Genomic DNA, 12,849 nt, shown 5'->3' on the forward strand with positions numbered 1-12,849 from the left:
CGGCCCTAGCTTGTCTCACTGTCTTTGGAGGTGCCCATCTGGGATTTTAACGCCGCCACATCGCGAAGCAAGCGCGGCAAACGGCGCAGCGCTTTGTAGCCTTCGATCTGCTTGCCCATTTCGGTCGCGGGATAGCCCAGCAAGGACCGGCCCGCGGGCGCGTTGGACAGGATCTTGGTGCCGCCGCCCGCGATCACCCCGTCGCCGATGGTGATATTGTCGCTGACGCCCACCTGACCACCCAGCACCACGTTGTCGCCGATGGTCACGGAACCGGCGATACCGACCTGCCCGCACAGCAGACAGTTTTTGCCGACCACGACGTTATGCCCCAGATGCACGAGGTTATCGAGCTTGCTGCCGTCGCCAATCGCGGTGTTGCGAATGGTGCCGCTGTCAACCGTGCAGTTCATACCGCATTCCACGTCGTCCCCGATGGTCACACTTCCAAGGGTGTGAATACGGGTCCATTGTTGCGCTTTTGTGTCGCCGCGATCACCAAGGGTCTTGCGGGTCTGTTCCACCGTGCTGGGCTCAGCCGTCACGAACGAAAACCCGTCGCCGCCGATCCGCGCGCCCGGTTGCGCGATGAAATCATCGCCGATGCGCACCCGCGCGCCGATGCTGACGTGATCGCGCAGATAGGCGTTCTTTCCCAGAACCGCGTCTGTACCAATGTAGCACTGCGGCCCGATGACAGAGCCGGCGCCGATTTTCGCGCCCGCCGCCACAATCGCCAATGGCCCGACAGAGACGTCCTCGGCCAGTTCGGCAGTCTCATCAATAATGGCGGAGGGGTGGATGCCAGCCCCGAACCCCTGCCCCGGATCCATCATGCGGGTCAGCCCCGACATGGCAAAGCGCGGACGGTCCGGCAGGATGGCGGCCTTCAACCCCATCTCTTGCCAATCGGCATCGGGCCAGAGCATGGCCGCGCGGGCCGATCCGTCAGACAGCGATTGTGCGTATTTGGGGCTCATGGCGAGCGCGAGATCGTCGGGGCCCGCGTCTGCCGGCTCTGCCAGTTTGGCAATCGAAATGGAGGTATCGCCGACCGCTGGCAAGCCAAGCGCGTCGGCGATCTGTTGGATGGTGTAGGTCATGTGCGGTCTCCCCTTGTCAGGGACGAGTTAACCCTGAACCGCGCCCAATGCCACCCCCGCCTTGCTCAGCGCATCCCAGATACGGCCATCGCGACCATAGATATCGGCGCGATACTGCGTATGGCCGCGCGGTGTGGTGAAGGCGGTGCGGTAGATGATGTGGACCGGCACTTCGGTATCCAGATGGACGAAAGTCTCGCGGCCTGTGGCCAGTTGCCGTTTGAAATAGGCGACAGGATCAGCCGCTTGCGGGGCCAGCAGCGTATAGGCGAAATCAAACGGATCGGCGAGCCGCACGCAGCCGTGGCTAAAGGCACGAACGTCGCGGTCAAACAGGCTCTTGGAGGGCGTGTCGTGCAGGTAGATGTTGTATTTGTTGGGAAAAATGAACTTCACCAACCCAAGCGCATTGGTCCGTCCCGGCTTTTGGCGCATGCCATAGGGGAAGGTACGCGCTGTATAACGGCTAAAGTTCACCGACCCGCGGCTGATGATCCGGCCACGATTATCGATCAGATCAATATGACCCGCTGCATTGGGATTGCGCTGCATCGACGGCAGATATTCCTTGGTCACGATCGACCGCGGCACCGTCCACGTCGGGTTGATGACGATATATTCCATCACATCCGAGAATTCAGGCGTCAGACGGTCCGATTGGTTCGCCCCCACGACCGAGCGTGTCTCGAAAGTGACCTGCCCGTTGTCGACGACGGACGCGGTGAAGGCGGGGATATTGACCAGCACGTGACGTGCGCCGCGTTCCTTGTTCAGCCAGCGTTCACGCTCCATCGCGACGATGACGGATTGCAGCCGCGTCTCGACGCTCTTGTTGATCTCGGCCATGGTGTCGGAGCCGGCAACGCCGTCCTCATTCAGACCGTGATCTTTTTGAAAGCTGCGCACCGCTTCTTGCAAAGTGGCGTCATAGGTCATCACGTTGGACCGCTTCAGATACCCCATCGACATCAACCGGTTGCGCAGCGCGACCACTTGCGTTCCTTGCGCCCCGGGCTTGAGCGAGGATGCAGGCACCGCGGGCCCCCAACCGCCTTGGGTCAGCAAATGCTCCATCCGCAGCTTTTCACGCATCAAGGCGTTATACTCCATCGTCCGCGGGCGCAGATTACGCAGGAACGGCGTCGGATCGGAAGAAATGAAATCGGTGATATAGGTCTGACGGTCGCGGTATGGCACTTCGCGCACGATGGACGGATCAATGCGCGACGGCACCAGCACACCGGTTTGCAGATCACGGGCGTATTGCAGGAAAACGCGGGTCATCTCGACCTCGGCCAGCCCGCGATCCCGCGGGGTCTGCGCGTTTTTGAGCTTTTCCATCAGCCCTTGGGGGTCATAGCGTGCGACGGGCAGCCCGTGCAAATCAGCCGCGCGGATCGCTGACATAAGTGCGGCACGTCGGGCGCGCTGTGTCTCTGTCGCTTCGGTCCAGATCGGTGCATAGCCGTGGGTCCGGTAGTAGGCGGCGATATCCTCATCCCGCGCGGCGGCTTCGGCAACGGCCTGTTTGAACGCGGTCACCTGCGCAAAAGCGGGTTGCGGCGCGGTAAAGAGTGTCAGAGCTGTAGCAGCAGCCCCCAGAAAACCGGCCATGCGGCGAAATTTCCGCGATTGAATGCTTAAAATACGAGTCATTGATTCCCCCGAAATCGGTGAGCTTTGGATTTCCTAGATAGGCAGGGAACCCTATGCTCTTGTCCAATAACAATGCCCGTGAACTGAAAACTAAGGATAAATTGATGCTTATCGGCATCGCCCCAGTGGCAAAAATGAACAACCAACTAAGGGTTGCGCAAAAATTCGCCTAAATTTGTTGATGGATGGAACCTTTTCGATTCAGCACTTGGTTCAAGAATCGCGCTATGCCATAAATTGTTGCATCTGGGGATCGATGGAAAACTCCGTGTAACATCATGGAACCAAAGGCAGAAGACGGGACATACAATCAATGACTGGTAAGAGCACTTCGGGCATGACCCGGCGCTCCGTATTGGGCGCATTCGCAGCGACGGCCATAGCAGCGGCACCGACCTTCGCAAACGCAGCAGGATTTTTGCGTGGGGCCGGCGATATTCGTCGCATCAAGATGTATTCCGGCCGGACCGGCGAACGCATCGACATGATCTATTGGATCGAAGGCAACTACATCAAAGATGCCGTATCCGAGCTGAACTATTTCATGCGTGACTGGCGTACAGATGGCGTCAAGTCGATGGACCTGCGCACCGTGGACATCATGGCCGCGTCGCATAACCTTCTGGATGTGTCCGAGCCCTATATGCTTCTATCCGGCTACCGCAGCCCGCAGACCAACGCGATGCTGCGTTCCAGATCGCGCGGTGTGGCCAAGAACTCCCTCCATATGCGTGGTCAGGCGGCTGATCTGCGTCTGGCATCGCGTTCGGTGAACCAGATGGCACGTGCGGCGATTGCCTGTAACGGTGGCGGTGTTGGTCGCTATTCCGGCTCGAACTTCGTGCATATGGATTGCGGTCAGGTGCGTAACTGGGGCGGCTAAGCAGCTAAGGACGACCACGGAAACAAAGCGCCCTCGGGCGCTTTTTTCGTTTTAAGACAACGCGCTATTCGGTCTCTTTCGCTCAGCCGATCCACACGAGCGTCACCCAGGCCAGCACCCCATAGCGCAGCGCCTTGCCGATGCCGACGATTGCGACGAAGGACCACAGCGGCTCTCTTAGCACCCCTGCGGTGACGGTCAGCGCATCGCCGACAACCGGAAACCAGCTGACCAGCAGCGACCAGCGGCCATAGCGCGCGTACCACGTCTCGGCCCGCGCCATTTGCGACGGGGACGCAGGAAACCAGCGCTTGTGCTGGAACCGCAGCACCGCATGCCCCAGCCCCCAATTCACCACCGACCCCAAGACATTGCCCACCGTGGCAACCGCCAGCAAAGCCAGAACCCCGTGCTGACCATGGATCATCAGACCGACCAGCAACGCTTCGGATTGCATCGGTAGAATCGTCGCTGCAAGAAAGGCGACCGCGAAAAGGCTCAGGTAACCCGTCATCGACCCGCCCGAACCAACGGGCATCTGGCGACCCGTTCGGGGCGTCGGAACCGATCACCGTACAGGCGGAATATATCGTAAGGGGGGTATGGCGGACAGACAGGGATTCGAACCCTGGAGACGGTCTCCCGCCTACACACTTTCCAGGCGTGCGCCTTCGACCACTCGGCCACCTGTCCATTGAGGGGGTGTTTAACGTGACCTGCAGGCGGGGTGCAAGGGGTAAAACGCGCGAAATTCAACAAGATTTCAATGCGCCGTTCAGCCGTCGAGATGGACGTAGATCCGACGGGTGCCGCGCCCCTTTTTCTCAATCTTGCCAAGGCGTACCGCGCCAATCTCTCCGGTGCGGGCAACGTGGGTACCACCGCAAGGCTGCAGGTCGATCCATGCGTCACTCTCTCCGATTTGCACCAGACGTACGTTGGCCGCCGTGACCGGTGGTGCGACGGATAACGTCTTGACCAACTCAGGCGCGGCTTGCAATTCCGCTTGGGTAATCCAGTGATCCGTAATCGGCAAATCCTGCGCGATATAGGACGCCAGCGCGTCTTCGATGCCGTCGCGATCCTCTGGCGCATCGGCAAGGTCAAAGTCGAGCCGCCCATGCGTGGCCGAGATTTGCCCTCCCACCACGGGAAACGGCACGACCACGGACAACAGATGCAGCAGGCTGTGCACCCGCATATGCCGGTGCCGGCGGTCCCAATCCAGCTTTTGCGTGACATGGGTGCCCGGCTGGGGAATTTCCTCGGGCTCGGCCGGAACCAGAATGATGGACCCGTCCAGCCCCTTGACCGTTGTCGCGATCGGCATGCGCTGCTTGTCCCAGTTCAGCCAACCGCTGTCCCCCGGTTGCCCGCCGCCCGTGGGATAGAACACCGTCCGGTCCAGCACGATCCCGCCCTCGTCGGTGATGGCGATGACTTTGGCGGCGCTGTCGCGGGCATAGGCGTCGGTGAGGTAGATCGGCTCGTTCAACTGTCCTCTCCATCCGGCTTAGAGGTTTTTTCGCCGGCGCGGGTGCGCAGCCATACGTCCCGCTGGGGAAAGGGCACCTCGATGTTTTCGGCGGCAAAGCGTTCGACGATGGCGTGGTTGATATCGCTTTTGACCGACATCATCCAATTCACGTCCCGCAGGAAGGCACGGATCTCGAACTCCAGCGCGTCGGCCCCGAAACGCACCAGCAGCACATTTGGCGCGGGGTTCGCAAGCACCAGCGGCTGGTCCTCCGCGATCTCGCGCAGGATCGCCTCGACGCGGCGGGTATCGGTGCCATAGGCTACCCCGACCGAGACAATGACCCGCCCCACGGTATTGCCACGGGTAAAGTTGGTCACCGTACCGCTGACAAGATCGGCGTTCGGGACAATGACATCGGTGCGGTCAAAGGTTTCGATCCGCGTGGACCGTACCGAAATATCGCGCACATAGCCGGACTTGCCACCGACCTCGATCCAGTCGCCTTCGGAAATGGGGCGTTCAATCAGCAGGATGATCCCCGAGACGAAGTTGCTCACGATGTTCTGCAGACCGAAACCGATACCGACCGACAGCGCACCGGCGACGATGGCAAGCGAGCTAAGGTCAATGCCCGCCCCCGTGATCGCGGCCAGCGCGGCGAGAAAGATCCCGACATAGCCCAGCCCCGACAGCAGCGCGTTCTGCCCGCCGATGTCGATCTTGGTCTTGGGCAGGACATTGCTGCGCAGCGCCCCTTGCAGCAGCCGCGTGAGCAGATAGCCGATCGCAAAAATCACCGCGAAGGCCAGCAGGTTCGACGGCGAGATCTGGCTTTCCCCGATGGTGAACCCGCGCGAGAATGCGGCCCATAACTCGGTCAGGTCCGCGACCCGTGCGCCCCAGACCAGCGCAAGCACGGGCATCGCCAACAACAGCAAAATCAGACCGAAGAACAGCGGCATCAGCGCTTCGCGTGCGGCAATGCCCTGCCCCGTGATCGCGCCATAGACATCCGCGGAAAAGCGTTGCAGCGCCATGACCAGCCCCAGCACAGCCAGTGTCGTCACATAGGGGCGCAGGATCGCATCCGACAGATCTTGATAGCCAAAGGCATACAGCAGCGGTGCCACCACAGAGACCGCAATAGCCCCCAGCCCGGCACCGCGTACAACCCGCGCATGGGACGATGCTTTGGTCATGCCATCCGCGTCTGGCGTATCCTCTTCGGGTTCACGGTAGCTGCGCAGGATCCGACCGATCTGGAACAGCGCGAGGCTGGTCAGCACCGCCAGCGGAAATTGCACCACCGCGCGTGTCGCCAAGCTGGGGTCGCCGATTTCAAGCACCGTCAGCGCCACGATAGACAGGATCATCACGAAGGTGATCGCGTTCACGTAGAACCGTGCGGCTTTACGTTGCTGTGCAGACAGCGGCAAAAGCGCTTCGTCTTCTTCGCGGGCAAAGACCCGTTCGGACACCCAGCGGAACCCGAAGATAAGCAGGCCAATCAGCGGCAGCAGTTCAACGACCTGTGTCGCGCGTGTGCCCAGAAAACCCGATTGCCGTGCCGCGATGGTCAGCAGGTAGAGCCCCACTAGCGGGAACAGAATGCGCAACAGGGAAACGACAAAGCGCCAGATTCCCATGCCGCGCGCCTGATGAACGCGCAGGGTATGCGCAATCTTCATCGCCCAGACACGGCCGCGGAACAGCAAGAGCAAGCCGGCAATACCCGCGAAGAAAACGGTCGGCAGGTTGTTTTCCAACGTGTTCAGCGCGCTGTCCGTATCCTGTTCAGCACTTTCCTGCCAGAAAGCGGCAAAGGCATCCTGCATCTCGACCAGCGCGGGCCCCCAATAGACGGGGTTCAGCGGCGACGGCGTGGTGCGTAACAGCCGTTCGGTCTGGCGTTCGCGAATGATCTTGTCGATCTCGCGCACCAGCCCGTCTGCGCGCAGAAACTCGCGCTCTGCGATCTGCACGGGGGCCAGCAGGGTGTTCAGCTGCTGGTTGATGTCGGCGCGGGTCTTGGCCACCTCTGGCGCTTCGGGTTCGGCATTTTCGCCCTCGGGCGCTGTGCCCAAGGCGGCAAGCTGGTCGCGCAGCGCGGCGATACGTTCAGCGTTCAGCGTGCGCGCGGCCTCGAACTCGGACCGGTAGTTGACGATACGCCCGCGCAGGCTGTCGAGTTCGGAAGTCGGTGTGTCGGCCTCTTCAACCGATTGTTCCGCCTTGACCGCAACACTATCCCATTGCTCCGCCGTTTCTTCGACGTCGGTCTGCGCGAAAGCCGCGGTCGTCAGGCAAAGCGCCAGAAGACCGCAGGCCAGAAGCCCCCTGAGCGTCGCGATCATTGGTCTTCGAAGACGCCGGGAATGGATTGTGGGGCGCGGTCCAGCCAAGCGGGCACAGGCAGATCTTTTTCGCGCAGGAAGTCGGGGTTGAACAGCTTCGACTGATAGCGCGTGCCGAAATCGCACAGGATCGTCACGATGGTATGCCCCGGCCCCATATCCTTGGCCAGACGCACCGCACCGGCCACGTTCACACCCGACGACGCCCCAAGGCAAAGCCCTTCGTGTTGCAGCAGATCAAAGACATAGGGAAGCGCCTCTGCGTCCGAGACGTTGTAGCTGAAATCGGGCGTGAACCCTTCGAGGTTCTTGGTGATGCGGACCTGACCGATACCTTCTGCGATTGATCCGCCTTCAGCGACCAGTTCGCCCTTGGTGTAATAGTTATGCAGCGCGGCCCCGTCCGGGTCGGCAATCGCGATCTTCACGCCTTTGGGCTGCAACGCCATGCCGATACCGGCCAGCGTGCCGCCAGATCCCACCGCACAGCAGAACCCGTCAACCTTGCCGCCGGTCTGCTCCCAGATCTCGGGGCCGGTGGTTTCGATATGCGCCTGACGGTTGGCGACGTTGTCGAACTGGTTGGCCCAGATCACACCTTCGTTCGTGGTGCGCGCCAGTTCATTGGCGAGCCGTTCCGAGTAGCGCACAAAGTTGTTGGGGTTGCGGTAGGGTGCCGCGGGCACCTGCACCAGCTCGGCCCCGGCAAGGCGCAGCATGTCTTTCTTTTCCTGACTTTGGGTTTCAGGAATGACGATCACGGTTTTGAACCCCATCGATGCGCCGACCAGTGCCAGCCCGATACCGGTGTTGCCTGCCGTGCCTTCGACAATCGTGCCGCCGGGTTTCAGCGTGCCCTTGGCGATGGCATCCTGAATGATGAACAGCGCGGCACGGTCCTTGACCGACTGACCGGGGTTCATGAATTCTGCCTTGCCGTATATCTCGCAGCCGGTTTCCTCGCTCGCCTTGCGCAGACGAATAAGAGGGGTGTTGCCAATGGCCTGCGCCAGATCAGATGCGACGTGCATGGGATGCTCCTAAATCAAGTTACATCCGGTGTAGCGGCGGGCGCTTCCAACCTCAAGCGTTCCCGATGCCGCGCAAGCCAGTAAGCGGCAATCACCAGGGGCGCATTGGCAGCTTCAAGCTGGTCTACCATCGTGATCAGCGCATCAAAGCCGATGAGATGGGACCGGATATCCTCGTTTTCGGCCTCAAGCCCGTTCACGCCGGTGCTATCATCGGGCAAATCGGCAAGGCCCAGATAGATATAGAAAAATTCCGTAGAATCCCCCGGAGAGGAATAGACTTCCGCGATTTTTTCAATCTTGCGCAGGGTCAGCCCCGCTTCTTCCTGCGCCTCGCGGTGCGCGGCGTCTTCGGGGCTTTCGCCCGGATCAACACGGCCCGCGATGGGTTCAAGCTGCCACTGCGCGCGATCCCCCCGCGCCACCGGCCCCATGCGCAGCTGCTCTACCAGCATCACCCGATCCCGCACCGGATCATAGGGCAGCACCAAGGCGGCATCGGTTGCGACGAAGACCGCACGCTCCAGCACATCGGTCATCGTGCCGTCGAAACGCTCGTGCGCGAGGTGATATTCGTTCAGCGCGAAATAATTGGTATAGGCGCGGTCAATCCGGTCGATCCGGACCTTGCCGTCCAGCGTCCCTGCCCCGTGTTTCGACCGAAGCGCATTCACCTGCGCCGCGGCCCGTGACCGGATCATCGGAAACATCTGCGCCACGCGGTCGGCAGTATAGACGCCGAAATAATCCATCACCTCGCGCGCAGCAAAGCAGCTGAGCGCACCCCAGTCTGCCTGCCACTGCGTCAGCGACCACGGGTCACGTGTCGTCCATTGATCGGGCCGCGCGAAATAGCCCAAAGCCTTTGCGCCGCTTTCCAACGTGATTTCTTGCAGGTCGTAGGCAAAGCTGCCCTCGTAGAAATTCAACCGGTCCAGATCGTTCTGCCCCAGCCCGCGCAGCAACACCCCTTCGGCGGATTGGCCCGGTGCCGGCACGATGCAGGGGAACGGCCCCTCGACCACGGACAAGGCGATGTGATCCGGCAAACGGTCCGGCGAGATGTCAAGCCGGTCCGCCGCGCGCCCCATCACGATTTCAAGCAGCGGCACATGCCGCAACGACCCATAGAGAAAAAGATCTGTCATCGGCTTAAGGGAACTTGCTGTCGATGAGGTTTGTGATCACGCCACTGACGGCACCGCCAATCAACACGACCGCGATGATCGGCACCGTCGCCATGACCAGGAAGTATTCGGCACCGATACCGATCATGCCCACCAGCGCCTCTCCGACACCGCCATAGCGGTGCATCATCGCATTCTCGATCATCTCGCGGCCTGCCTGGATGAACAGCCCCCAGAACACCAGAACCACGGCACCGGTCAGCCCGATGGTGATCCCTTCGGAAACGCCACCGCCCGCACGTGCCCCCATGACCCGCCACCCGACCGCGAGCCCGAGGGCAATATTGGTGGGAATGAAATACCCGAACTGGGTGGATTCAGGCATCAGGGGCATGATCATGCGCGAAAGGGCAAAGCCCATCAGCGCCAGGCAAAAAGCGGCTGTCAGGCGGGCAGCGGTCGGCATCGGGATTTCCTTAGACTACAAGCAATGCGCCCTCAGGCCGGACGCTTCACGGTAATCTGTGTCACATCGCAATTGCCGCTGTCAAAGGTAGACGCGCAAGAGGTGAGGTAGAAATCCCACATCCGCTTGAAGCGTTCGTCAAAGCCCATGCGCGCGATCTCTTCCCACTTCTCATTGAAGGTTGTATGCCAACGGCGCAGCGTGACGTCGTAACTTTTCCCAAATTCGATAGACTTTTCAACGGCTAGTCCGGCATTCTCAACCTGTTGCTTCAACACCGCGGGGCTTGGTAGCATACCCCCCGGAAAGATATATTTCTGAATGAAATCAACGCCTCGCTTGTAAACCTTCCAGCGACGATCCGGCACGGTGATGATTTGCAAGGTCGCTTGACATCCAGGTTTAAGACAGGCGTGCAACGTATTGAAATACGACGGCCAATACTGTTCCCCAACGGCTTCGAACATCTCGATGCTGGCAATACCATCGTAAGTGCCACGCTCGTCACGGTAATCTTGAAGCTTGAACTGAACAACATCGGCCAAGCCCGCGTTTTCAATACGTTCTTTGGCGTAGTTAAACTGCTCTTTGCTGATCGTAAGGCAGGTGACCTTGAGCCCGCGTTCCTTCGCTGCATATTCAGCGAAACCGCCCCAGCCGCAGCCGATTTCCAGCACATGGTCCCCAGCCGAGACCCCCATCTGATCCACCATAGAGGCATATTTCGCGGTCTGCGCCGCCTCTAGCGATTGTTGAAAGCCGTCCTCGAAAAGCGCGCTTGAATAGGTCATCGTGTCATCAAGCCACAATTTGTAGAAATCATTCCCCAAATCATAGTGATAGCTGATGTTCTTACGCGCTTGCTTCTTGCTGTTGCGCTGCAACCAGAAGCGCAGGGATTCAAATTTGCGGATCAACCCCATGCCGGGGAATGAATCGTAGATATCCTCATTCGCATGGGCCACGTCCATAAAGGCCTGCAGGTCCGGTGTGCTCCACCATTCGTCAAGGTAGGCATCGCTGAAACCAAGATCACCCTCCCTGATAAGACGCGCGAACAAGTCATTGTTATGGATACGGATTTCCGCAACGGGCAGCGGGTTCTTTCCGGTTGCGCGAAAGCACCGCCCGTCGGGCAAAACAAAGTCGACCTGCCCGTTTTGCATTTCCTGCGCCATCGCAAAAACACGCGAGAAATATCGTGGAAGGGCAGTCTGCCCCTCGGTGCTGGTCAAAATCATTCGCTCTCCTGTATGCGCTTGGACGCGTATCTTATTGGTTTATGGGTGTTACGTGGGAGATCCACGTTTCATAAAGGTTAAAAGTTTCGTCCCTTGTAGGTTTCAAGGGCCCGTTCGCGCCCTTCATCCAGCGCGATGATCTTCTCGGGATAGTCATCATCCGCCGACAAGGGCCAACTGCGCGGGATCGCATCAAAGAATGCAAGCGCGTCCTTATGCGGATTGGCGCGCCCCTCGGCGATCCAGCGACTGGCGTAGTCTCTATTCTTATCAAATTTATCCAGCTGTGTCTCGGGGTTGAACACTCGAAAATACGGAGACGCATCCGGCCCCGACCCCGCCGCCCATTGCCACCCCATCGCATTGCTCGCGGGGTCCCAGTCGATCAGGCAATGTTCAAACCACTTCTGCCCGATGCGCCAGTGACACATCAGATGTTTCGTCAGATAGCTCGCGACGATCATGCGGCCCCGGTTATGCATGCGGCCGGTGACATAGAGCTCGCGCATAGCGGCATCGACAAAGGGTTCGCCCGTGCGACCCTGCTTCCAGGCCTTCACCTCGGCACGGCGTTCATCCTCGTTCCAGGGGAAGGCATCCCATTCCTCGCGCCAGTTATCGGTCAGCATCCGTGGCGTGTGATGCATCAGGTGATAGGCAAACTCGCGCCACACCAGCTCTTTCAGAAAGGTCTCCGCCCCCTGTTTGCCGTCATGCAAGGCGCGCTGTGCGGCGTGCCAGCATTGATGCGGGCTGATCTCACCCAGCGACAGGTTTTCCGACAGGTTCGACGTGCCATCGGTGCCGGGAATGTCACGGGTCTGCTTATAGTCGGCCACCCCATGCGCCATAAACGCCCCCAGCCGCGACTGCGCGGCTTTTTCGCCCAGACAGACAAACCGGCGCACCACATCGGCACCACGGTCCATCGCAGCCCCCAAGCCCCACCCGTCCAGCGCATCACTTTCGGGCCAGCTTCCCGGCGCGGGAAGTTCTGAAGGTGCCGACAGCGGCGGCTCAACATCGCGGGTTTTGACGTTGTTCCAGAACGGCGTGTAGACCTTATAGCAGTCGCCCGCCTTTGTCTCGACCGTCCAGGGTTCGAACATGACGTGCCCCCCAAAGGATTTCGCCTCTATCCCGTCGCTGCACAGGGTCTCTTTGATCTTGCTGTCGCGCTGCACGCTGTCCGGATCATAAAGCCGCGACCAATAGACGGTGCCCGCGCCCGTCTCCTTGATCAGAGCCTGTAGTACCTCAAGCGCATCGCCTTCACGCAAGAGCAGCCTGCTCGACACCCCCTCAAGACTGTCCGCCAGCGCCCCGATCCCCAAACCAAGACGCCATTTCGGTGCCGCGCCAAGGGCGTTGACGCTCTTGTCCTTGATAAAGACGGGTATCACGGGCCGCCCCGCGTTTGCAGCGGCAGATAGGGCCGGATGATCACTAAGCCGCAGATCGCGGCGATACCAAAGAAGGATGGGGCTTTTATCGGACATGTCACACTT

General features: G+C 60.1%; 11 protein-coding genes and 1 tRNA gene. 1 reads left to right on the forward strand and 11 read right to left on the reverse strand.

Annotated elements, in window-relative coordinates; translation table 11 throughout:
• Positions 1 to 5: 5 nt before the first annotated feature.
• Together lpxD and ABM428_RS09840 are read right to left on the reverse strand one after the other, a co-directional pair.
• Positions 6 to 1,103 (reverse strand): UDP-3-O-(3-hydroxymyristoyl)glucosamine N-acyltransferase, encoded by a 1,098-nt coding sequence (lpxD, locus tag ABM428_RS09835; RefSeq protein ID WP_132996567.1) that lies wholly within the window; start codon positions 1,101 to 1,103, stop codon positions 6 to 8.
• Between the two features lie 27 nt (positions 1,104 to 1,130).
• Positions 1,131 to 2,717: a L,D-transpeptidase family protein gene (locus ABM428_RS09840; RefSeq protein ID WP_353628347.1), complete on the reverse strand. Its 1,587-nt coding sequence runs from the start codon at positions 2,715 to 2,717 to the stop codon at positions 1,131 to 1,133.
• Positions 2,718 to 3,096: 379 nt separating this feature from the next.
• Here ABM428_RS09840 and ABM428_RS09845 point away from each other — a divergent pair, with 379 nt between their 5' ends.
• Positions 3,097 to 3,642 carry a YcbK family protein gene (locus tag ABM428_RS09845; RefSeq protein WP_373276844.1) on the forward strand — a complete coding sequence of 182 codons (546 nt, stop codon included), beginning with the start codon at positions 3,097 to 3,099 and terminating at the stop codon, positions 3,640 to 3,642.
• A gap of 82 nt (positions 3,643 to 3,724) precedes the next feature.
• On the opposite strand, the gene ABM428_RS09850 is transcribed toward ABM428_RS09845, so the two are convergent.
• The 9 genes from ABM428_RS09850 to ABM428_RS09890 form a co-directional block, all read right to left on the reverse strand.
• The gene (locus ABM428_RS09850) at positions 3,725 to 4,180 is read right to left on the reverse strand and encodes a YqaA family protein (protein ID WP_132996566.1); all 456 of its coding nucleotides are present in this window, start codon (positions 4,178 to 4,180) and stop codon (positions 3,725 to 3,727) included.
• Positions 4,181 to 4,245: 65 nt separating this feature from the next.
• Positions 4,246 to 4,335 (reverse strand) — tRNA-Ser (locus tag ABM428_RS09855).
• A gap of 82 nt (positions 4,336 to 4,417) precedes the next feature.
• Positions 4,418 to 5,137: an alanyl-tRNA editing protein gene (locus ABM428_RS09860; RefSeq protein WP_353627892.1), complete on the reverse strand. Its 720-nt coding sequence runs from the start codon at positions 5,135 to 5,137 to the stop codon at positions 4,418 to 4,420.
• Positions 5,134 to 7,476, reverse strand: a complete 2,343-nt coding sequence (locus tag ABM428_RS09865) for a DUF3772 domain-containing protein (protein WP_353627893.1) — start codon at positions 7,474 to 7,476, stop codon at positions 5,134 to 5,136. Before ABM428_RS09865 ends, ABM428_RS09860 begins: the two co-directional genes overlap by 4 nt.
• Positions 7,473 to 8,507, reverse strand: a complete 1,035-nt coding sequence (locus ABM428_RS09870) for a cysteine synthase A (RefSeq protein ID WP_005853660.1) — start codon at positions 8,505 to 8,507, stop codon at positions 7,473 to 7,475. The genes ABM428_RS09865 and ABM428_RS09870 overlap by 4 nt, the downstream gene beginning before the upstream one ends.
• 14 nt (positions 8,508 to 8,521) lie before the next feature.
• A complete protein-coding gene (locus ABM428_RS09875) occupies positions 8,522 to 9,655 on the reverse strand; it encodes an NUDIX domain-containing protein (protein WP_353627894.1) in 1,134 nt (377 codons plus the stop codon).
• Positions 9,656 to 9,659: 4 nt separating this feature from the next.
• Positions 9,660 to 10,100 (reverse strand): TrgA family protein, encoded by a 441-nt coding sequence (locus ABM428_RS09880; RefSeq protein WP_184582015.1) that lies wholly within the window; start codon positions 10,098 to 10,100, stop codon positions 9,660 to 9,662.
• A gap of 32 nt (positions 10,101 to 10,132) precedes the next feature.
• Positions 10,133 to 11,341 carry a cyclopropane-fatty-acyl-phospholipid synthase family protein gene (locus tag ABM428_RS09885; RefSeq protein WP_353627895.1) on the reverse strand — a complete coding sequence of 403 codons (1,209 nt, stop codon included), beginning with the start codon at positions 11,339 to 11,341 and terminating at the stop codon, positions 10,133 to 10,135.
• 77 nt (positions 11,342 to 11,418) lie between these two features.
• Positions 11,419 to 12,840 carry a deoxyribodipyrimidine photo-lyase gene (locus tag ABM428_RS09890; RefSeq protein ID WP_353627896.1) on the reverse strand — a complete coding sequence of 474 codons (1,422 nt, stop codon included), beginning with the start codon at positions 12,838 to 12,840 and terminating at the stop codon, positions 11,419 to 11,421.
• Positions 12,841 to 12,849: the final 9 nt, after the last annotated feature.

Origin of the sequence: Sulfitobacter sp. TCYB15 (assembly GCF_040435955.1) — a bacterium.
Classification (GTDB): Bacteria; Pseudomonadota; Alphaproteobacteria; order Rhodobacterales; family Rhodobacteraceae; genus Sulfitobacter; species Sulfitobacter pontiacus.

What these genes read in the sequence shown, in the direction of transcription:
- ABM428_RS09880 (WP_184582015.1), bottom strand. Translation starts at nt 10,100, where the DNA reads ATGCCGACCGCTGCCCGCCTGACAGCCGCTTTTTGCCTGGCGCTGATG.
- ABM428_RS09865 (WP_353627893.1), bottom strand. Translation starts at nt 7,476, where the DNA reads ATGATCGCGACGCTCAGGGGGCTTCTGGCCTGCGGTCTTCTGGCGCTT.
- ABM428_RS09870 (WP_005853660.1), bottom strand. Translation starts at nt 8,507, where the DNA reads ATGCACGTCGCATCTGATCTGGCGCAGGCCATTGGCAACACCCCTCTT.
- ABM428_RS09850 (WP_132996566.1), bottom strand. Translation starts at nt 4,180, where the DNA reads ATGCCCGTTGGTTCGGGCGGGTCGATGACGGGTTACCTGAGCCTTTTC.
- ABM428_RS09885 (WP_353627895.1), bottom strand. Translation starts at nt 11,341, where the DNA reads ATGATTTTGACCAGCACCGAGGGGCAGACTGCCCTTCCACGATATTTC.
- ABM428_RS09875 (WP_353627894.1), bottom strand. Translation starts at nt 9,655, where the DNA reads ATGACAGATCTTTTTCTCTATGGGTCGTTGCGGCATGTGCCGCTGCTT.
- ABM428_RS09840 (WP_353628347.1), bottom strand. Translation starts at nt 2,717, where the DNA reads ATGGCCGGTTTTCTGGGGGCTGCTGCTACAGCTCTGACACTCTTTACC.
- ABM428_RS09890 (WP_353627896.1), bottom strand. Translation starts at nt 12,840, where the DNA reads ATGTCCGATAAAAGCCCCATCCTTCTTTGGTATCGCCGCGATCTGCGG.
- lpxD (WP_132996567.1), bottom strand. Translation starts at nt 1,103, where the DNA reads ATGACCTACACCATCCAACAGATCGCCGACGCGCTTGGCTTGCCAGCG.
- ABM428_RS09845 (WP_373276844.1), top strand. Translation starts at nt 3,097, where the DNA reads ATGACCCGGCGCTCCGTATTGGGCGCATTCGCAGCGACGGCCATAGCA.